The 21676-nt window shown below is 40.6% G+C and carries 13 protein-coding genes; 4 read left to right on the plus strand and 9 right to left on the minus strand.

Annotated elements, in window-relative coordinates; all coding sequences use genetic code 11:
• Positions 1 to 6: 6 nt before the first annotated feature.
• From V7K84_RS14135 to V7K84_RS14145, 3 genes are read right to left on the minus strand one after another with little or no spacing between them, the layout of a single operon-like run.
• Entirely contained in the window at positions 7 to 888 is an 882-nt protein-coding gene (locus V7K84_RS14135; protein ID WP_334838884.1) for a DNA adenine methylase, read from the minus strand.
• Between the two features lie 18 nt (positions 889 to 906).
• Positions 907 to 1644, minus strand: coding sequence for a hypothetical protein (locus tag V7K84_RS14140; protein WP_334838886.1), 738 nt, complete (start codon positions 1642 to 1644; stop codon positions 907 to 909).
• On the minus strand, positions 1641 to 2042 hold the full coding sequence (locus tag V7K84_RS14145; protein WP_334838888.1) for a hypothetical protein: 402 nt from the start codon (positions 2040 to 2042) through the stop codon (positions 1641 to 1643). Before V7K84_RS14145 ends, V7K84_RS14140 begins: the two co-directional genes overlap by 4 nt.
• 303 nt (positions 2043 to 2345) lie before the next feature.
• Here V7K84_RS14145 and V7K84_RS14150 point away from each other — a divergent pair, with 303 nt between their 5' ends.
• Positions 2346 to 2525 carry a high light inducible protein gene (locus V7K84_RS14150; RefSeq protein ID WP_069071239.1) on the plus strand — a complete coding sequence of 60 codons (180 nt, stop codon included), beginning with the start codon at positions 2346 to 2348 and terminating at the stop codon, positions 2523 to 2525.
• Between the two features lie 102 nt (positions 2526 to 2627).
• Here V7K84_RS14150 and V7K84_RS14155 read toward each other — a convergent pair whose 3' ends face one another.
• The 4 genes from V7K84_RS14155 to V7K84_RS14170 form a co-directional block, all read right to left on the minus strand.
• Positions 2628 to 3719 (minus strand): hypothetical protein, encoded by a 1092-nt coding sequence (locus V7K84_RS14155; RefSeq protein WP_334838890.1) that lies wholly within the window; start codon positions 3717 to 3719, stop codon positions 2628 to 2630.
• 163 nt (positions 3720 to 3882) lie between these two features.
• Positions 3883 to 6858, minus strand: coding sequence for a molecular chaperone (locus V7K84_RS14160; protein ID WP_334838891.1), 2976 nt, complete (start codon positions 6856 to 6858; stop codon positions 3883 to 3885).
• Between the two features lie 233 nt (positions 6859 to 7091).
• Positions 7092 to 7913, minus strand: a complete 822-nt coding sequence (locus V7K84_RS14165; RefSeq protein ID WP_334838893.1) for an Rpn family recombination-promoting nuclease/putative transposase — start codon at positions 7911 to 7913, stop codon at positions 7092 to 7094.
• 31 nt (positions 7914 to 7944) lie between these two features.
• Positions 7945 to 10491: a proteasome protein gene (locus V7K84_RS14170; protein ID WP_334838895.1), complete on the minus strand. Its 2547-nt coding sequence runs from the start codon at positions 10489 to 10491 to the stop codon at positions 7945 to 7947.
• Positions 10492 to 11429: 938 nt separating this feature from the next.
• Here V7K84_RS14170 and V7K84_RS14175 point away from each other — a divergent pair.
• The 3 genes from V7K84_RS14175 to V7K84_RS14185 all read left to right on the plus strand — a co-directional run bounded on the left by V7K84_RS14175 (position 11430) and on the right by V7K84_RS14185 (position 17105).
• A complete protein-coding gene (locus V7K84_RS14175; protein WP_334838896.1) occupies positions 11430 to 14405 on the plus strand; it encodes a PAS domain S-box protein in 2976 nt (991 codons plus the stop codon).
• Between the two features lie 372 nt (positions 14406 to 14777).
• Positions 14778 to 15500 carry a cyclase family protein gene (locus V7K84_RS14180; RefSeq protein WP_334838897.1) on the plus strand — a complete coding sequence of 241 codons (723 nt, stop codon included), beginning with the start codon at positions 14778 to 14780 and terminating at the stop codon, positions 15498 to 15500.
• A 108-nt stretch (positions 15501 to 15608) separates the two neighbouring features.
• The gene (locus V7K84_RS14185; protein ID WP_334838899.1) at positions 15609 to 17105 is read left to right on the plus strand and encodes an aldehyde dehydrogenase family protein; all 1497 of its coding nucleotides are present in this window, start codon (positions 15609 to 15611) and stop codon (positions 17103 to 17105) included.
• 436 nt (positions 17106 to 17541) lie between these two features.
• On the opposite strand, the gene V7K84_RS14190 is transcribed toward V7K84_RS14185, so the two are convergent.
• A complete protein-coding gene (locus tag V7K84_RS14190) occupies positions 17542 to 18225 on the minus strand; it encodes a Uma2 family endonuclease (RefSeq protein WP_334838901.1) in 684 nt (227 codons plus the stop codon).
• Positions 18226 to 18636: 411 nt separating this feature from the next.
• Positions 18637 to 21645, minus strand: coding sequence for an nSTAND1 domain-containing NTPase (locus tag V7K84_RS14195; protein WP_334838903.1), 3009 nt, complete (start codon positions 21643 to 21645; stop codon positions 18637 to 18639).
• Positions 21646 to 21676 lie beyond the last annotated feature (31 nt).

Raw genomic sequence — 21676 nt, forward strand, 5'->3', positions numbered from 1 at the left:
TTAGGTTTAAATCTCAAGACTTAATTGCAAAGCTGGATTAGCAAGATCCTGAACTTGTGATTTTTTCTCCAAATCAAGTTTAACTTTGTAGTTTGTAATGAATAACTCTTTTCCTTTAGCCGCACCACTCTGCTTATAGTTATTCATCCCATACTGTAATTCCCACTCTGAGATATTAGCCCATTGAAAGTTGTCTCGAATTTGCGTTGAGTTGTCGTAGGTAATTAGCCAGCGATGATGACATTGTTGTAAAAGGTTAGCAAATCTCTGATGTTCAAAAGAAGTATGCAAGTCACCATCTTTACCGTATAGTTTTGATTTTGTAGCGCTAAAGTATGGTGGATCTAAAAATAAAAATACATCTTCTCCTTCTGATTTTAATAGGTGGCTGTAATCCAAATTAGTGATTTGGACATTTTCTGATAGGATATTTTCTAATTTTTCTAGCCGTTCTATTGAAGAATCAGTAAATCTTTTATGGAAGGCTTGTTCAGAAAAACCGCCTGATTCTACAGTTCCTGAAAAAGTAATTCTATTGAGTACGAAAAACCGAACTGCTCTTTCTAAATCAGATAAATTATTGACATCTACACTAGTTAATTCTGTAAAGAGTAATTTGCCATTTGTATATTTGACTTTAATATGTCGAATTTCTTTAACTAACTGAGTTATATCAGATTGGGCAAACTTCCAGAATAAGAAGAGTTCGCGGTTTAAATCGTTAATCCAAATTTTGATATAAGGAAATTTTTGTCTTAAATAAATAAATACAGAACCACCACCCACAAAAGGTTCTCGATATTCGGAAAAGCTCTCTGGCAAGTATTCAACTATTTGATTTATTGCTTTTGACTTACCACCAGGATATCGGAGAGGACTTTTGATCATAATTCAAAATTATAAGGTTTAAAAATTACTGGATACTTCTATTTTAAGTTTCTGATTATTTTGAGCTTCTAAAGCCAATTTTTTAATAACTGATTTTTGATTTTTATTAAAATTTTTAATATTAACTTCTAAAAAAAGTTCTAGTTCTTCTAGTGATGCATCAGGAAAAACAATAGAACCAACAACGTTGTTACCTGTAAGCTTTAGCTTCGTAACAAATAGTACTGGTTCACCGTTCAATATTAAAGAATCTAAATTAGAAAATAAAATTAGCTTAAATAAACCATCTTGAATATCAGGGAGCTTTGGCAAAGATGCTGTTGAAGTATTTTTTGACTCTTGTATAATATACATGTTGTTCTCGAAGATTATCTCATCAGGAGTCAAATAGTAAATTCCGCCAAGATAGTTTTCAATACTAAAAGTTGCTTTTAATCCATCTACTAAATATTCTAGTTTATGAGAAGTCAGCGCTTCTCTCTTACTAGCACTCTGAGAACCTTTAAGAGAAATATTCTTAAATTCCTCAAACTCTTCTCTGATTTTATGTAAATATTTATCTGCTCCTTCTCGTAAGTGAATTATTACTCCAGTTTGATGAAAAATAGAATCATAAGAATCTAGAGCTTTTTCAAAAGTTTGCGTAAATCTTTCTTCAAATAGATTCTTATTCCAATGAAGTGCGCTTTGGCGATATGCTAATATCTCACTGATTTGAAATTTAACAAAATCATTAGCAAATTTTTGATTACTCAACTTATTCTTATTAACTTGACCTTTTTTAGTACTTTTTTTGCCGTTTCGTAATAAGCAAGTACTATATAGATATTAAGCAAATTCATCCAAGAAATTGTAGAGTATTGGATTTTATCTATATCGCCATCTTTGCCCTCATCTTTAATCACCGGGATTATAGTTATAACTTTCGAGGAATTATATGTATTATAAATTCTGGCAAATGGATAACTTCTGGTTCTCTTAGGTGATACCCATTTTGAATAAGCAATTTCAGTTGTAGGTGACTGGATTAATCCATAACCCCTTTCTTTATTGACATCAAATACATCTAAATTAATCCTACTTAAATTATCATCCAAGTAAGTTTTATAGGTTACTCCTTTGATAAATCCTGTAAAATGGAGAACTTCTGCCATATATTCAAATTTTATTAATATTTCTCTTTGCCATAGTTTAGTTCAGCATTGGCTATTAAAGCATAGAAATGACCAAGCAAGAGTTAATTTTCTTCTGAAATGGCTACAATTTTCTGAAGTAATTGGCTGTTGGAGTGTAGCTTTCCCTCGTAGGCGATCGCAAACCTACTATCATAAAACTACGTACCCGTAATACCTTCACTGAATTTTATATCGAGTTTATGTTGCAATTTCGTAAAAGTCTGTTACATTACTTTACAGGCAGTTATAACTGTTACAACATAAAAGCTCGGAGTATTATTTATGGCAGACGTTAAGAAGACTACGCCTTCGGTTTCAGAAGATCCTAATGCTTTGCGCTGGGGCTTCACTCCTCAGAGCGAAAACTGGAACGGTCGTTTTGCAATGATTGGCTTTTTATCTGCTGTTGCACTTGAAGTGTTTTCTGGTCAAGGGATTTTACACTTCTGGGGCATCCTTTAGATTTAAACGTTTTTACCTTCATTAGATTATGAGGCAAGGCGGGGATTAGTAAAATTGTCTGCCTTGCCTCGTAATCTCAAGAATTAGAAAAGTTGCTAGCAACTAGCGTGATGAGCGAAATATTACACGCCCTGGAGATTCTTCTTGATTAATTCGCGCATATACCCGAAGAGAAGTTAAGACTTCGCCAGGAATACCACCACAGTCTAGTTGTAAATCATCCTTGGATAAAGCACAGATATCTGCATAAAGTCCCGATAATTGGCGAATTCGCACTTCATTACCTGCATTAATAGCTTCATCAGCGACTTTCTTCAGGAAGCGCCGTGATTCGTGTTGCAGCTTTCCCCACCAAGAATAGCGTTCAGCTGGTGGTACGAATACTAGGGAATGTATCGCTTCGTCCATGTCAATCCAGGCACGGAGAATTGATAGGGGATCGGTGTTTTTCTCTGCTTTTTGGGTGCGTTGGAAGCGATCGCTTAAAGCATCAATATATTGATCGCGCTGTTCTGGTTTAGAGTGTAAGGAAACGACATCGAAGCTAAAAACGCTCTTTAAAGCATGATGTAAATCTGGGTCTATTTCGATAAAATTCATATATAAAAATAGGAATGCCGCTGGTAAATCGGATGCATTCCCTTGGGTAGCTAGTGGATTTGAAAGTGCTTGTTGATATAAGCACAATCCTTGAGTTTGAACAGTACCACTAAGTCCAGGGTAGATAATTTCGTCGCGGATAAAGGGAAGTTGATAAAGGTTAGAATTATCTGCGATCGCCCCAACTTGTTCAGCCAAATCTAAGGTGCGCGATCGCCAAGATGCAGCTAAATCCTCTGGGACTCGCAGCAGTTTGCGTTGAATCTCATTCCACAAATCAGAGTCCGTTGTGCTTTGCAGTTGGGAATTACCCAGATAATAATTAAGTTCTGAGTCAGAATTAAAAGCTTCCCGCAGGTGAATTAGCTTTAACTCTTCTGGCGCATCTTCCCAACCAATATTTTGCTGTGGGAGTTCAGGTTGCAACAGACTATGAAGTTCTTGCAGCACCTCATCGCATATTTTAGATCCTGGATCTAGTGGTAATTCTGTGCGAGCCTGATTTAAAGTAGCCTCTAGTCCATACAAACTAAACCGCAGTAACTGGGCTAACTCTGAGTTTTCTATCTCTAATAATTGACGCAAGTGCTGCATGAATCTCACCTCCAAAGCGAATAAAACTTGGCAAACCTCTGCTCCCCTTTGTGTTTACTCCGCGCCCCTACCCTGCGGGAAGGCGAAGCGCCTATGCGTTTAAAAATATTAATTTTTTTCAACGCAGAGGAACGCAAAGTTTCGCGCAGAGGAACGCAGAGGTTTAATGTATGCCGCAAAATGGATCGCGTTCTTTATCAACTTCATTAGGTTGCAATTCTAATTCAGCACGATAAACACATCCTTCTTCTTTCAGGCATTCTTGATTTTGTGATGTCCAGTAAGGTACTTCACCGGCGTGCATTCTTAGAATACCTCGATCGTCGAGAGTTACACGATATTGGCAAGGGTAATCTGTGGTTATATCTGGTTTACTGAGTGCGCCAATTCGTATCCATTTTTTACTGTTGGTTTCGGCATCTGTTTGATAAACATAGAAGGTGTGCTGTCCAGTTTGTGGGAATGGAGGTAAGGGATTACTAATTAACCCAATTCCTGGTTGCGTCACTCCATCGCGCAAATAATGAAATTTGTGAAACGTTTTACTACCATCATTTCCAACTTCAAATACAAGATGATAGGCATCTGGTTGATCGACAGTTGCTGACTCAATAACATTGACGGCAATATCACCATCATTTAAGTCTTTATTGAAGCCTTCTACAGCAATATTCCAGTTTAATTTGCCATCAGCAAATAGCCCTGATGTTTCTGAAACTACCGATTCTAAATCAATGCCAGAAATATCAATTAAATAATGGGGATTTCCTTGACAAAGCAATACGTTAAATTCGAGGGTTTGGTCAATTTCAAACTGGACTTTGATTTTTTTCAGAAACTCTGTTTCTTGCATCTCCAGTTGATTCATGAGGTTTTTGCCGTCAAAGCTTCCCCATAGTCGTAAATCTCCCTCTTCGTAATCTTGACGGTAGATAATATTAGTTAATTGTATGCCTTGCCAATGAGTACGAACTTTCGCGACAGTTTCCCAAGGTGCGAGTTGATAGAGTTCTTGTCCAGCTTTGAATATAGTTAGTAAATCGTTGCTTTGGGTTTTGCGTTTGAAGTTGCAGGGTAAATAATAAAATAGGTTTTTAACATCAATTTCTAGCTGGTTGGCTCCCTTACGCAGCAAGCTTTTAGACTCTTCTGGATCGAATCTCAATCTTCGTAACTTTTCGGCATAGCAAGCACCGGCGGAGGTGGCTAGCTTGGTAAATTCCAACACAAAAGTGATCCGTTCTGGATTCCAGACAAAATATGGAGATTTACTAAATTCTTGATAAATTTGGCGCTGTACTATGTCTAAATTACAAGTTTTTCCAGACAAAATTAACCAATCAACTTTTTGGGAATTCCAAGAATCTTTGGTGAGATCGTCAGGACGCAAACGACTTTCCATTAATCCTTTGGCAATTCCGATCGCTTCTTTAATTCCCGAAGCGGCGGCTCGTTCAAATTGCTGATTATCTAAGGTAACGCAGATGTTATTTGGATCTGTGACTTGCAATTTAATGGCGCTTTGAGTGAGCAATTCGGAAATTTGCTGCTCAGAAAGTGTGAAAGTTAATAGAGAATTCTCTGTTGGTGGCTTTTCCCCAAGTTTAAGTTTGGCGGCTTCTGCATAATCCCAGAGAATATAAAAAGATTGCAGACGTTGAGGTGCTTGTTGCCAACGAGTGGGTAATACTTTTTCAGATGTATCTAGGGCATCTTTGTAAGCAATATCGCCTTCTGGATTTTCTCTATCCAGACATTTTAAAAGACTGCCAGTTTTGAATTTGCCTTGTTCTAAGAAGCGCTCGTTTAACTCGGAGTTAATTAAATCTTCTAGCTTTTCATTTTCTAGATCGCCTGTTGTGACTGCTGTCAATAAAAAGTCTGCGATCGCAACTTTTAATAATCTAAAAATTCGCAGTGTAATTAACTCACCACCTAGCTGTAAATGACCAGATGAACCTAATAGTTTGGGAGTCAGTTTATAGTAACGTCCTCCTAAACCCCGGTCTTCATAATCGGCAAAATTAGGAGTTTTATCTTCTAAAGTCAGTTCAATTAAAGCTAAATCTGTAGTTCCGCCGCCGATATCCAAGACGAGGACATTTTGTGACCATTTGTTTCCTGCTTGACGGCAACGGGTTTTGAATGACTCGATCCCAATGTTGAGATTACCGCCAAATTCTCGCCATAAAAAGAATATCGCCACAGAAACGGCTTCATCATAAGCAGTTTGTACATCATCGATCCCCAATTGCTCAACTAGTTCTCTAACTTCTTTACGAACAACTGGTGGGGCGACCGTGGGATAGGTGACAACTGCTGTTAAAAAATCTCCTTCAGAAAATCTGCGTCGTGCGTGTTGGCGGTAGTCTTCAGTTAACTCGATTAAATGCGCCCAAGCAGATTGAATCAGTTGGTTGGCGCTAATTGTTTCTTCTTCACCATCTAAAATAACTGAAAACGATCGCTCCTGTCCAAAATAGCGTTTGGGTGAATGGTGAAACCTGCTGATAATTTCCTTTAAAGAACCGCTTGTACCTTGAGCGATCGCTTTTTTTCGGTTATCTCTAGCTTCCCTTCCCATCCGCAGTTTTAAATCCCCTAAGTGCGAAATTTCCGACTCGCTGGGAATTTCCGTATCGCGGCGATCGATATCTAGCACAACTGGGATCAAATTTTGCGACTCTAGGGTAGGAACGCGGAACACCTCATGATAGATTTGGTAAAGTTTTTTGCTGACAGCACGGCGGAATCTCTCGCTGTTTCCTAAAGAAAGTTCAATTTGGCGAATTGCTTCCAAAAATCGCTCTTTATTATCACTTTCAAATACTTCACTCAATCTGCTGGGTTCTATCTCCAAATTTTTGCTAATCTCTGTGATAAACTTTGCCCAATCATCAGCGCTGACATCCGGTAAAGCTACGGAGGCGGGAGAACTTAGCCATTGCGATAAGCGATCGCGCAACCGAATTTCTTGTTCTTTGGGGAGAATTTCTGCGATCGGCACTTCAATTGGATCGAAAAGTGTAACTGTCGAATTTGATGTACCAAAATCTAAAGCAAACCATCCCGGAAATCTTTTTTGTTGTTTCTCGCTTGGTTCGCGATCGCTATATTTGTTGAGTTGAAAAGGGTTCATTATATTATCGCTTTCTGTTGTTTATTTTATAGCTGGCTAAAAACTGTAATCTTTTATCATAAAATTACAAATTTAGAGAATCCTTGTGGTAAAAACTTTTAATTTTTGGTCTTGTACCACAGATTTTATTTAGCACTGGCTTTTTATTTAGCACGATATCTACGCCTACGCTTTTATATGAAGGACGTAGGCGTAGCTCAAATTAGGCATTGCTATGAAAATTACGGTAGTTACTAAGTTGATGTTGAAGACTCTTGCTCAGTTGCAAGTCTTACTTGTTCGATAGTTAAATCAAGTAACTGGGAAACCTCTTCCATCGACATACCACGAGCTAAGAACCGAGGTACAAGTTCAAGTTTTAGTTCTTCTCGTCCTTCTTCTCGTCCCTCTTCTCGTCCCTCTTGTTTAGCATCTTGATAAACCCTAGTTTCTTCTAACTTAACTCCTAACATTGCTTCTACCTCTTCACGACTTAAGTTTGCGAATTTATAAACTGCAATTGTTGTGATTACATCTATTATCTCCTTCTTAGCTAAGACAGTTATCTGCTCTTGTTGCACCCGCTCAATTAAACGTTTCGCTTCCCGAACCATTTGAGTATCTGAGGCAATAGTCAACAGCATCAAACTGATACCTACTTTGTACTCATCAGGACTACCTAACTCATCTAAATAAATTCGTTGTACTTGAGAACTGTTCAGTAACGATCTGTGTATAGTGATGTTTTCCGGTTCCAAGCTGCGAGACTGTAAAATAATTACCCCGTACCAGTCATCGTAAAGCGACGGGTTACGATACATATACAGCATGGATTCTGAGAAAAAGCGATGGTACAGTAACTCATCCTTTTGGAATTGTACCTCAGCAAAAAAGATCGTCTGAGAGGTTGCATCCGGTGGAGGTAAAAATACCCCATCAATCCGAAATGTTGGTTCTTTAACTTCAACTGATTCAAAGCGATAGCTAGCAGCTTTGGCTGGTGGCTGTTCTACTAACTCAAAAAACAATCCTGGGACACGCTTAAAAATTGTATAAAAAATTGCATCACGTCTCACAAATATATCCTCATATCTTGACGCGATCGCGTCATCTCAAATCCAAATCGTCTGAGGGAGAAACAGCCGCCATTTCAGAAATAATCTGCAACCAAGTAGGAATTTGGATCTCAGATGGCAATTCTCCAGCCGCCAAATATCTTAGCAAAGTTTCTTTTTTTGAAAGGTTTTGCAGACTAGGAATAATTTGATCCAAAATACCTTCTAGTTCGGAATTAATTTGCTGATTAACTTCACTAACATACTGCACAAGATGAAGACTGGCACTAGCAGTAATTTCATCTCGCAGTCGCAGTACTAAAAGTTGGTGATTGCTCGATCTGGGTAAGCCTTGGCTTTTCTCTGGTGCCCAATCAAATATTTGACCGACGTTGTGTTTATCGTCTTGACGTGCTAAGGGAAAGATAATTTCGGGTGCAACGGTTTTGTCTTTACTACTGATTTCAGCGATAATTGCTTCTTTCCATTCGTTAGGGTCGCATCCTAGTAATAATTTGTAAAAGAGATCGGCATCTTCAAAACCAAATTTTTCTTCGATTTCTTGTTCCATTTCTGGGTGGAAAAATGCCTGCAATTGTTCGCGTTCTGGGGCTATATAATTTGATAATTGGCTCAACAAATCTACTACGGCTTGCTGGATGCGATCGCGGGCAAAATCTTCTACTTCTTTAACGGTTTTCTCAAATACTGGATAAAAATCATCACTCTTAGTTGGAAGGGAAGTATTTACGCGGTTTCCCCGATCGAATAATTTCCCTGCTGCACCTTTAGATTCTGCCAGAGCGATCGCTCCATTATTGGCTTTGTTGAAGAGTAAAGTCCACTGGTTCCAATTGAGAATTCTAAAGGTAAGTTCGTCTTTTACTACATCGCTGACAACAACACCGCGCCGATCTTTGAGTGGTTCTTTGCCGATATCTTTTTGAAAATTTCTGTAGATTTTATCTAAGCTTTCGACTACAAAGCGCAACTCGATAAAAGCGGGACTATCGCCTGTGGGGATGCCTTGCTCGTGAATTTCATCTATGATGTCTTTCAAGTGATCTTGTTGCTGACTAACCACATCAGCAGCTCTTCGGGTATCTTCATGCAGTTGCTTCAGACCATGAGTAGCTACGTGAGTTTGAATTAATTCCCGCAGCTTACTAAGTCCGCCATCTTGACTAAAATAACCCAACTGTTTGCCCAAATAGCTACGGGTGTTAGATTCTATCAGGCGTTCACTTAATAGCTCCCATTTCTGTTGTAGCCGTTTAGACCTGTCTAGGTAATCAGGATAGTCTAGGTTAGCTAAAAACTCTGTTGAGCCTGCTTTGACTGTACTAGAACGTTTTGCTAATTCAGCTAATCCCAATAGTGGCGACAGTAAAACGATGCGGTCTTTTTGGGTTGTAAATGCTGCTGCACCGTCAATGGTAGTTTGCAGAACTTTGAGTTTTTGGAGAACCGTTTCCTCTTCTAAATGGCTATCTTCAATCAGATGGTCAAGTTCTCTTTCGCCACCCTCGCTGTCTAGAGGTAGTTGATCGAAACGACCCACACCGACGAGAATCAAATCTTTCAGGTCTTGTCCCGGTCGCTGCTGCTGCATCATCGTGAAGATTTTATTGGCGCGATCGCTTCCAGGAGATTTACCATTTAGCAATACCAAAATTGTCTGTACTTCTGCCAATTCCCGCAATGACAAAAAGGTATCCCTAGCCCCCGAATTAGCAGCCCCCAATCCTGGAAAGTCAATGAGAATAAATTTAGCTGCATCTGCAAAATCCCAAATTTCCCGTGAGATTTTCACATCGATATCGACGCGGCGGATGAGTGGGAAACTGTTTTGCAATAACTTTGTTGGTAGCCTCTGGGGTGGACTCGGTAATCGGATATGCGCTGGGGGTAGATCCTCAAATTTCAGAGTTTGGATTGCCATTGGCTGCTCGACTAGCTGTAGCCCCTCGCGGGCAGTCACCGCATCAATTTGGTAGTGCCCACCACACATAACCTCCCCATAAGCTTGATAAGCCCGCAGGAATAGTACCAACTCCCGGAGTAAATAACGCAGCTCTAAATTGTTACTACTATTCCATGCTTCTTCACACCAGCCAATAATATCTGTGCCAGAGTTGAGTTTTGATACTGGTATCGGAGGAAGCCCTGCTGCTGTTGTTCGTCTATTGGCTTCCCCTAGCATGAAGCGTAGACACTCGTGTACGCCCTCATGAGAAAGATATTCTACCGTAAAGTTACTTAATTGCGTCGTTGCAAAATCGTCTTGCGGAATAATATGTATGGCGGTAACATTACCTGTAGTGGGGTTTTCACTGACTGGCAAAGCATCTGCATATCCAATTAGACTGCCTAAAAGTAAGGTTTTTCCACTACTAAATTCCCCCATTACACCAATTTTGACAGGCGAAGTTGCCAGGTCTACAGTTTTCTGGGCAGCCGATCGCAAACGAAGAAGACAGTCATCAAGACTAGCTGGAACCCAATCTTCTTGTTTAGAAGGGTACTGGGGCACAGAATCTATCTTTCGGAGGATGAATTCGCCGTACTCCTTAAAACGGCCCAGTTTATCTGGTTCCATAAAGTAGTTTCCGCCTAACATTAATTTCTGTGAGCTTTATAACATATAAAATGCAATTACCAGCCATTGTTGCAAGGTGTTGAGATCGCATTTAGCATTTCTCTCATTTAATTTGCGATTTTGCTATAGCAATCCTAAATCATTCGTGAGATTTGTTCTCTTTTTCTTAGCGTACTTCTCTACAAGATAGTGTGCGTAACTCTACGAGTAAGCAAGCTACATGTAGTATCTCGTAGATAGATGGTTCGTCATCACTTAGATTTATCGTCACTCAGATAAGATTGCTATATAAGGCATTTTGACTAGTCAAGACTATTTTGAAAAATTGGGTTTTGTTGGGAATAATAAAAAAGAATACATTCATCATTATCTAAAATTACAAATAAATAAAGTTGATTTTTATACCATTAATCAGATAATGACTGCTTAATACAGATGTGGCTCCCAAACTCTTTTATACCCCCCTGATTTTAAGCAAGATAGATCCATCAGCCAGATTTTAATTCATGCTGAATTCTTCTTGATAAAAAATCAATATTTATTTTGGATAGAATTCTTGATTATTGTGAATTTCTTATAAAGATGTAAATGCCTTACAGAGAATCATATAGTTTCCGTAAAGCTAAATCAGGTTTTTGAGGAATGCAATTACATAGCTAAGATGAATTTATCAGTTATTTTAAAAATAAACAAAGTCAAATAATCTCCTTGATATATAGATAGTTTAAATTTCACCAAAAATGCTCAAGTTAATCTTAATGATAACTTCAGCATTTTTTCAATTTATTTACAGTAAAACAGGATTTTCTGGACATATAAAAATAAATAAAGTATTAAGATTGTTATAAGGTTGGCATAAACAAGATTATATCCATGTATTAAGAAGTCGCATTTTCAGCATATTACCTTAATAATTTAGGCAGAGCAGGCAGGCAAAAGTGTTTTCTAAAAAGGTGCAGAGCTACGTTAAACAAATCATAGTTGAAGAGGAAGAAATACAACAGGATGAAAAAGTATTCTGCCAGCAGGCGGATATTGCTCCTCTGATGATTTGGATGTCTGGATGCAATGCACTTTATTGTTACTTCAATTCTAATTGGCTGAAATTTACTGGAACACATCTCACAAAAGCCGCGTCTGCATCTGCGCTAGAAGAGGAAATAGGCAATATTTGGACTGGCAGCGTCCATCCAGAAGATAGACAGCGATGCGAAGATATATACCTGAGAGCATTTGCGACGTATGATTCCTTCCAGAGGCAATATCGCCTGCGTCGAACTGATGGCGAATATCGCTGGATTTTAGATACAGCCGCGCCACGATTTGCGGCAGATGGTAGCTTTGTTGGTTACATCGGTTATTGTATCGATCTAACAGGAGTGCCGATAGGGATCGGTCAACCTTCCTTAACAGAAAGCTGCTCGCCATCGACACATTCCTCTGGTCGCCTACGTAAAATTACAGATAGAGAACGGGCAACAGAATTAGCAAAAGCATTAGAGCAACTGCAAGCTGAAATTAGCAAACGCCAAGCAGTTGAGGCACAATTACGCCAAAAAACATCAGAATTTGCCGCGATTTTGCAAGTACTTCCTGATTCATACTTTCGTCTTGATGCTGATGGAAGTATTCTGGATTACAAGCAAGGGTTGATAGAGAGTCTGTATATTCTACCAGAAGATTGTCAGGGCAAGAGTTTGCGAGAATGCTTACCGACTGCTGTGGGCGATCGCTTCCATCAAGCAATAAATCAAGTACTTGAAACTCAATATGAAGTCAGTTTTGAATATACATTACCGTTACCGGAAGAAAATAATAATTTTGAAGCTAGATTATTACCATTACCAGACCGACAAATTATAGTTCTGATCCGCGACACCAGCGACAACATCCAAGCAGCCTTAATAGAAAGTAATGCCAAGTTCCGCAGCATTGTAGAAAATGCCAACAACGTTATTTTTGCGTTGACACTTGAAGGAATATTTTCCTACGTTTCTCCTAACTGGACTGAGATTTTTGGGCATGAGGTTGCAGAGGTTGAAGGCAAATCTTTTATTCCCTTTATACATCCTGACGATGTGCATATCTGTGTCGATTATTTTCAAAGAATTTTGACAACAGGCGAAAAACAAAAAGCAATTGAATATCGAGTCCAACACAAAAATGGTAGTTGGCGATGGCATACAAGCAACTCATCTGCTATTAAAGACGCTAATGGTAATATTTTGTACTTCGTTGGTATTTGTCATGACACCACTGACCGTAAAGAAGCAGAAATAGCACTTAGAGAAAGCGCCCAACGAGAAGCACTCCTCAATCGTCTTTCTAATCAGATTCGAGCTTCTTTGGATCTCAATCACATTGTGGAAACCGCAGTACAGGAGATTCATAACTTATTCGAGATCGATCGCTGCGTCTTCTTTTGGTATCGGCGAGATGCTGATGTACCATACTGGGAAAAAGTCTATGAGGTGAAAAATTCCTTTTTACCCTGTCTGCTTAACGACCAAGAAGCAACTAATGGAGAAATCGAACTAATCGCAGCCAAAACCTTGAACGGAGAAATCATCTGCATTGATGATACTGAGACTATGGGCGATTCCATAGCACAGCAGTTTTTGCAGGATTTTGGTTTCACTGCCTTTATGTCGCTACCCGTACACACCCAATCTGGCGAAATTGGTGCATTTAGCTGTGGTTATTCTAGTGGCTTTCGCCCTTGGCTGAACAACGAAGTAGAATTACTACAAGCAGTTACAGTTCAACTAGCGATCGCCATTGACCAAGCTAAACTTTACACCCAAAGTCGCATTACCGCCCAAACTGCCCAAGACAAAGCCCAGCAACTAGAAGCAGCGCTGCTAGAACTTCAACAAACTCAAACGCAACTGATTCAAACTGAAAAAATGTCCAGTTTAGGACAATTGGTTGCAGGTATTGCCCACGAAATCAATAATCCCGTCAATTTCATCTACGGCAATATTAGCCACGCCAGTGAATATACTAAGGATTTGCTGCACTTAGTAGAACTTTATCAACAGAGTTACTGCCCACCAATACCAGAGATCGATCGACAAATAAATAACATTGATTTAGACTTTCTCCGGCAAGATTTACCCAAAATTCTGGAGTCGATGAAGATGGGATCTGAACGCATTCGGCAGATTGTCCTATCTTTACGCAATTTTTCTCGTCTTGATGAAGACGGTACAAAAGCAGTAGATATTCATCAAGGTATGGATAGCACCTTGCTGTTGTTGCAAAATCGCCTCAAAGCCAAACCAGGACATCCCGAAATCCAAGTAATCCGAGACTACGGCAACCTACCACCAGTAGTGTGTCACGCTGGACAGATGAATCAGGTGTTTATGAATCTGTTGACAAATGCGATCGATGCTTTAGAAGAGTCATACTCTACGGGAAAGCAAAGCACCTATGTCAATAGTCATACCCTGCAAAAAGGCGTTCGCGTAGCGTCTCGTAGAGAAGCGTTTATGTCATTAGTAAACAACACTGAACAAAGGACAAATGAACGGCAGTTGCTTCTCCTGTCGGAGACGCTGCGCGTAGCTTGCTTGCCCGAAGGGGTACAAGCCGGGAAACCCGTCCAACGCACTGCCTCCCAAGGACAAATGACTTCTCCACAAATTCACATTCGCAGCCTCATTCAAGAAGACTATGTAATCATTAGAGTTGCTGACAATGGTCCAGGGATGAGTGAGGAAGTACGCAAACGCCTATTTGACCCCTTCTTCACGACAAAACCTGTGGGTAAAGGTACAGGGATGGGATTATCAATTAGCTACCAAATTGTAGTCCAAAAACACGGTGGAAAGATCCATTGTATTTCAGCACCAGGAGAAGGTGCCGAGTTTGTTGTAATGATTCCACTAAAGCAAGAACCCTCAACCTAGATATCACGCAATAGAGATAAAAGTGAAATAAATGTAGAGACGTAGCACTATTACGTCTCTAGAAGGGTTCTAGATAACGCATATTTAATTCTAGAGATGTCTAATCTTAATCTAAGCTTAATTAAAGCTTAACCTAATAGTTGTTAACTAAGATCAACTCACTTTTTGCTGCAACATTTTAACCCCCTCAATAACCTAAAATTTACAGGAATTGAGGGGATTATTTCTTCTAATATAAGGAATTAGGTTTGAAAAACATTGTAATAGTACTATCTTTGCGTAGGCGTAGCCAACCCAGACAATGTACATAATGAACTGCACCTACGCACCGAACAAAAAAATCTCTGAGTACAAATAAAATAGAAGGCTGGGATGATACAACCCCAAAGTCAAAATAGTATCACCTACACACGCGTTATCCACCTAAGTCATGTAATTGACATAGATATTCCCCAATGGTCTGGAGATCCCACAGTCGAATTTGAAACTGTGGCTGAACTAAATAATGATGGCTATTACCTGCGGCGTTTCTCCTTGGGGGAACATAGTGCTACCCATATCAACGCTCCTAATAGTTTTCATAGTTCTGCGATGGGAATTGACCAATACCCAGCCCAGTCTTTAATTGTACCTGCGGTGGTCATAAATGTTTGTCAAGCTACAGCAGTTAATCCTGATTATGCACTGACTATTGCTGATGTTTTGACTTGGGAAGCAGAATATGGTGAAATTTCTGCTGGCTGCGTAGTTATACTGAATACTGGTTGGCAAAAAAAGTGGTTGGATAAAAGCGCATTCCTCAATCATGATGCTCAAGGGATTCCCCACTTTCCCGGATTTGGCAGCGATGCAACTCAATTTTTACTTGATGAACGGCAAATATTTGGGGTAGGAATTGATACTCATGGTGTAGACCCCGGACAGGATAACAGTTTTACGATTAACCGCCTAGTTTTAGAACAACCGCGCATTGTGTTAGAGAATCTGACAAATTTGGATCAACTGCCACCTAAAGGTATTACTCTAGCGATCGCACCTCTAAGATTACGTGGTGGTTCTGGTTCTCCTGTGGGCGTGTTGGCCTTCGTGCCTTAATTTTTATATCGATATTTGCTGATCGCGCCAATTTCCCAAACTTGAGGATAACCTAGAAAGCAAGCAAACTTAATACACAAGTTTCAGTGGATCATCGGAGATTTCAAAATGACAACTCCGCTATCTTGCCGTAATTATATAGATGGCCAATGGTTGAGTGCTGGAGAGGGAGCAACCCTAGAAAGTCGCAACCCTGCCGACAAAACCGAAGTGGTGGCCACATTTCCCCGTTCTCAACTTAAAGATGTAGATACAGCGGTAGCCGCCGCCCGTAAAGCTTACCGCAGTTGGCGCACAGTCCCCGCCCCAGCGAGGGCAGAATACATCTTTCGCGTTGGGGAAATATTACTCCAGCATAAAGAAGAACTTGCCCAACTAATCAGTCGGGAAATGGGTAAACCTTTGACGGAAGCCAGGGGAGATGTCCAAGAAGGTATTGACTGCGCCTTTTACAGCGCTGGCGAAGGACGGCGACTTTTTGGGCAAACCACACCCTCGGAAATGTCCAATAAATTCGCCATGACTGTGCGGATGCCCATCGGAGTTTGTGCTTTAATTACTCCCTGGAATTTCCCTGTGGCAATTCCTTGCTGGAAAGCTATGCCAGCTTTGGTGTGTGGAAATACAGTCATCCTCAAACCTGCCGAAGATACTTCCGCCTGTGCAACTAAATTGATTGAAATTTTTCAACAAGCAGGTTTACCACCAGGAGTAATTAACTTGGTGCATGGTGTGGGAGAGGAGGCGGGGAAAGCTTTAGTTGAGCATCCCAATGTAGATTTGGTGTCGTTTACCGGTTCTTCAGAAACGGGTGCTTTTGTTGGCGCTACTTGCGGACGCACCCACAAGCGTGTCTGTTTGGAAATGGGTGGTAAAAATGCCCAAGTGGTAATGGAAGATGCCGATTTGGAACTTGCCTTAGATGGTGCAGTATGGGGAGCATTTGGAACAACCGGTCAACGGTGTACGGCTACGAGTCGCCTGATTTTGCATCGTGATATCAAAGAAAAATTTACCACCATGCTCTATGAGCGTACCAGTAAGTTACGCTTGGGTGCTGGCAATGACTCTGATACAGATATTGGCCCAATAGTCAATGAAAAGCAACTCCAACAGGTGAGCAAGTATTTGGATATCGCTCGTGAAGAAGGAGCAAAGGTTTTAATTGGTGGGGAAATTGCTAGTGAAGGCTCACTGAAAAACGGTTACTTCTTTCAACCAACTATTTTGGATGATGTAACTCCCGATATGCGCGTTGCCCGTGAAGAGATATTTGGGCCAGTGGTGGTATTGATTGAGGTTAGCTCCTTTGAGGATGCGATCGCAATTCTCAATGATAGCAATTATGGTCTTTCTTCTTCAGTTTACACCCGCGATATCAATCGGGCTTTTACTGCTATGCGCGACATCGAAGCAGGTATCACCTATATCAACGGCCCCACTATTGGCGCAGAGGTACACTTGCCCTTTGGTGGTGTGAAACAAACCGGTAACGGACACCGCGAAGCTGGAACTACTGCTTTGGATGTTTTCACAGAATGGAAAAGTGTTTATGTTGACTTTTCTGGAAGTTTGCAACGCGCTCAGATAGATAATCGCAGTTAATTATCTGCAAATACACTTGGGTTAAGGCTTGATTCTCCCTAACCCTCCTTAAATTTGAATCCGCTTTGCTGCTTTAAATGGTTGCAAACTCAGTGTATTTCCTTGCTTCTGGAGGATGAAAAGTCAACAAAACTTAGAGGTTGTTTGAAAAGTGGTTGGCTGTGATTTTAGGCACTAACTGATCCCCCCTAGCCCCCCTTAAAAAGGGGGGAACCGGAATCAAAGTCCCCCTTTTTAAGGGGAGCCAGTGCGGTCTTGGGGGTTTCCCCCATGAGCAACTGGCGTGGATTTAGGGGGATCTAGAACGTTTTATTACCGAGAAGAAAACTTTTCAAACATCCTCTTAGAAGGTAATAGGTTTTATCTGACTTGTGCAGGTATAAAACTCAGATAATGAACTACCTCTGGCTGTGCAAAAGTTTGAGCCTGGGGTAGTTCATAGTAAATTTGGGTCAATTCCTTGTTGTTGTAATCTGGCTAAAAGTTCTTGAAGCTGTTGTTGCTGTTGTGCGTTTACCTCTTCTGGAGTTTGGTATCTGTTACCATCTTGGTCATACCAAAACAGCCATTCTCGTGTTCTTCCTTGATAAGTACCCTGTTCTCGTCCAATCCCTAAACCAATTTCTGGCATCCAAATTTGATCGCCAAGTTGTAAAATATACTTACCTTCAACTAAGCGATAAACTTCTAAACATTGACGCTTACGACGTAGCCGCGTTGGTGCATAAATGACGTAATATAAAATGCCTAATTGGGCATAATCTATTTTCTTTTGTTCATATTCGCCATTGTAGGTTTGAGAAACCACTTCTAAAGCTAAAATGGGCGTAATCCCTTCTTCTTCCCAGAAAACGTAACTAGAACGTCCATTTTCTCCAACAAAACGTTCAACACCTAAACTCAAAAACCCATCGGGGACTATAGCTGGTTGTAATGGTGTATAGTAAATTCCCATGTTGATACCGAAAAACCAGTCATCACGGGTTTGCCAAATCGAGGCTAAGATGGCTAACAATAAATTAGGAATTAATATTTGTAGTTCGTTCTCCACAGGGGTATCATCAGAATCTGGTAATTCCGCCGATGAAGGTAGGCAGTCTAAGGGATTGTAATTATACATAATACTTGGTGGTTGACAGTTATCAGTTAACAGTCATTAGTAAACGGTTAACCATTTTGATGAAAGCAATGCTTTTCAATATACTTTAACCGCCTGTGTTTGATTAGTTTCACAACTCATTTGTTCCCATTGATTTAAGGGTAACTCAGGTTGCACATAATTCACCTTCTCAAACCTCGGCGTGGTTGTGGTGATGACTGCCGAGAAATGTTTTTGTTTGGTGCGATCGCTTAATTATAAAAACTCATAGCGAGCAAAGCAATCTTTGATCCTTGCTTACTCTGACAAATAAATCTTTTTGTTTTGCCCATAGACGCAAACAAGTACTTTTAGTCGAATAATGATGTAGAAAAAGTTTGCGTCAAATTGCATTACAGGATTGGACAAAAGTAAAAACGCACCCCAAAGTATTCACTTAGCTGGTTGTGCTGGTAAACCGAGCTTGATACGAAAATCCTTGTCGTATTTTGCTTTATCCCAATTTTTAGCAGCTTTAACTTGCTCAGGGGTCAGGTTTTTGATACCGATGAAAACAGCATTCTTGAGGTTGGTATTGCTGAGATCACTATTGAAGAGGTCAGTACGCGAAAGCAATGCACCTCTGAGGTCAGCACTGCTGAGGTTAGCGCTGAAGAGGTTAACACTTCTGAGGTTAGCACCTTTGAGATCAGCACCCCTGAGGTCGGCACCGCTGAGGTCAGCACCGCTGAGGTCAGCACCATTGAGTTTGGAATTAGGAGCAATTAAGTATATTTGTTTGCCAATAAAATCAAAATTACGAGGAAACTTAGTTTCTTTGGTGTAAATAGCATCTTTGAGGTTGGCACTGCTGAGATTGGCACTGCTGAGATTGGCATTGCTGAGGTTGACACGCCAGAGGTCGGCACTGGTAAGATTGGCATTTGTGAGGTCAGCACCGGTAAAGTTAGCACCTCTGAGATCAGCACCGATGAAGTTAGCACCTCTGAAGTCGGTGCTGCTGAGGTTAGCACTGTTGAGGTTGATACCTCTGAGGTCGGCATTGCTGAGGTTAGCACTATAGAGGTTGACACCGCCGAGTTTGGCATCGCTGAGTTTGGCACTGCTGAGTTTGGCACTGCTGAGGTCGGCACTGCTGAGGTTGATACTAGCTAGACTTTCACCAGCTTTTACTAGCTTTTCAAGTGCTTGAATTCTTACCTGACTATACTCTTTACCCTTAACAGTATCGAGAGTCTGCCAAAGTAGATTTATCTGAGTCTGTTTTATAACTCCTGGAGTCACATTTATTGCTAAACCTAACGGAATAATTAAGGAAACAACAAAGGACTCAATGCGAGTATTTATTTTTTGTCTGCTACTTGCTTGAATAAACTCTTCAGCCTGGTTGGATAATTTCAAACTTTCAGCTTGTTCTTTCTGAAAAACCTTTGCCTCTATCAAACGTTTCCCCTGAAACAGATAATCTTTCACCTTCCCTCTATCTCGCCATTCAATAGCTGCCGCTTCAATTTTCCGCTTTTGTCGCAGTATGTCCCGACTTTCCTCAATCCATTTGCGTAATAGCAACCAATGGCGAATCAGTGCTTCATGTGCGACATCTATCACAGCAATTTTATTAGATAAGGTACTGGTGACAACTAGCTTCTCATCAGCTAACCGTTGAATTATTCTATTGATCGTAGCTTCTGAATACTGCGAACTAACTAAATCTCGTTGCACAACCTGTCTACGCGTATCTTCTGTTCCTTCTCCCAACTGCGTCAATTCTAAAAAAATCCGCTTTGTTGCTTGCTGTTCCTCAAGTGATAATGACTCATAAACTTCTGTAGCGCGTGTTTGCAGGGTTCCCCTAACTCCACCTAGTTTGCTATACGTAGTCAGGGTTAACCGTTCTTCAGTTCTTTGCTGCCATAATTCTGTTAGCGTATACTGCAACAACGGTAAACTCCCCGGTGAATCTTCTACATCTGCAATCATTTGAGAAACTAATTCCGGTTCTACTGCTAAGTTCACCTGTTGGGCAGGTTTGAGAATTGCTGTTTCTAATTCCTCCCGATTCATCGGTGTTACTGTTACTAAATGCTCTTGAATCTTCTTAGCTAGTCCGCCATACTCTTGTTCAAGACATTTGCCAAAAAAATCAGCCCGCATTGTGATTATTAGGCAGAGTTTATTATCATCCCGTTGCAAAGCACCTAACACACATTTAAAAAACTGCTGTCGTTTTGTAATGTCTTGACATTGAGTAAAAGCTTCCTCAAACTGGTCTACCACTAGCACTACGCGCTGAGTTTGACTAGCAGTAATCAACTGTCCTAAACCAACTGCGCCTTTAGCTATTAATTCTTCAGCTTTCGCTAATTGTGAGGCGCGTTCAATATCTGATAATTCTGATTCTACAAATGCCAGTGCTAAATTTTGTAAGGGATTAATCCCTGGTCGAAATATTTTCAACTGCCAAGTATCGCTACCTGATAACCTGCGTCCTAACTGTAATTGATAAAGTAAACCCGCTCTGACAACACTAGACTTACCACTTCCTGATGCTCCTAACACTGCGAGTAAATTACCCGATCGCACTTTTTCTAATAATTCGTCGATTAATGCTGTTCTGCCATAAAATAAGTTGGCATCTGCTTCTGTGCAATCAAAATAAGACAACCCTTTGTAAGGACAAATAGCTGATACCTGTACAGTGGAGTTAACAGGAGAGAAACTCCATTTGCGGGTGAGATTAATTGCTTCACCAGAGTTAGCAAATATGGGACGCTGGGGAAAGGGATGATGTTCTTGATTGAGCAAGTCTACTAAAGTGTAGTTACTCACCCAACGGTCTTGTTTTGGTTCCAAACCTTTCAGCAGTGCAGCAGTGAGAACGCTGTGTTGGCTGTTAATCTCTTCAAAAGCTACTTCAAAGTCACGAGAAGCCGCAATAAAACACCTGTCTCTGCCTTTACCGCGATCGCCTGGATCTGCCTCTGCAAAATTTAGCACTTCCCCGCTATAGCAGCAATCCAAAATCACAATTTGTTGTCTTACTTCACTTTCTTGCAGCAGTCGCCGCAGCCATTGCAAAGATAATCCCCAATTACCCGCATCGGGGTTGACTTCACTCGTCGCTAAAAAGCCTTCCTGAATTCCTAGATTTTTCCGCAATCCATGACCAGAAAAATACAGCAGTGCTGTGTCTGGCGGCTTCCCATCTGGCTTAAATAATTGGACGATCGCTCTTTCCAACTGAGTTAAACTAACTTTAGTTTGCTTACCAATGCGAATCGTCTCATTTTCCTTGTCTTTGACTGCTGGTAGCCGCGTTACCCGAAATTCACCATATTGTTGTAAAATTTGAGCGATCGCTTCACCATCGGCAGCTGGTGCGTTGAGACTCTTTAAGCGGTCATACGTATTAATTCCCACCACCAAAGCGTCTCGACTCATCCTGCAAAGCCCTATGATAGTTGTGCCGAAT

The sequence above is a fragment of the Nostoc sp. genome, from assembly GCF_036917315.1.
Lineage (GTDB): Bacteria > Cyanobacteriota > Cyanobacteriia > Cyanobacteriales > Nostocaceae > Nostoc.

Bases quoted from the DNA above. Each gene is read 5' to 3' on its own strand.
- V7K84_RS14170 (WP_334838895.1), bottom strand. From the start codon at position 10,491: ATGGAACCAGATAAACTGGGCCGTTTTAAGGAGTACGGCGAATTCATC.
- V7K84_RS14145 (WP_334838888.1), bottom strand. From the start codon at position 2,042: ATGGCAGAAGTTCTCCATTTTACAGGATTTATCAAAGGAGTAACCTAT.
- V7K84_RS14185 (WP_334838899.1), top strand. From the start codon at position 15,609: ATGACAACTCCGCTATCTTGCCGTAATTATATAGATGGCCAATGGTTG.
- V7K84_RS14160 (WP_334838891.1), bottom strand. From the start codon at position 6,858: ATGAACCCTTTTCAACTCAACAAATATAGCGATCGCGAACCAAGCGAG.
- V7K84_RS14155 (WP_334838890.1), bottom strand. From the start codon at position 3,719: ATGCAGCACTTGCGTCAATTATTAGAGATAGAAAACTCAGAGTTAGCC.
- V7K84_RS14190 (WP_334838901.1), bottom strand. From the start codon at position 18,225: ATGTATAATTACAATCCCTTAGACTGCCTACCTTCATCGGCGGAATTA.
- V7K84_RS14180 (WP_334838897.1), top strand. From the start codon at position 14,778: ATGATACAACCCCAAAGTCAAAATAGTATCACCTACACACGCGTTATC.
- V7K84_RS14150 (WP_069071239.1), top strand. From the start codon at position 2,346: ATGGCAGACGTTAAGAAGACTACGCCTTCGGTTTCAGAAGATCCTAAT.
- V7K84_RS14195 (WP_334838903.1), bottom strand. From the start codon at position 21,645: ATGAGTCGAGACGCTTTGGTGGTGGGAATTAATACGTATGACCGCTTA.
- V7K84_RS14135 (WP_334838884.1), bottom strand. From the start codon at position 888: ATGATCAAAAGTCCTCTCCGATATCCTGGTGGTAAGTCAAAAGCAATA.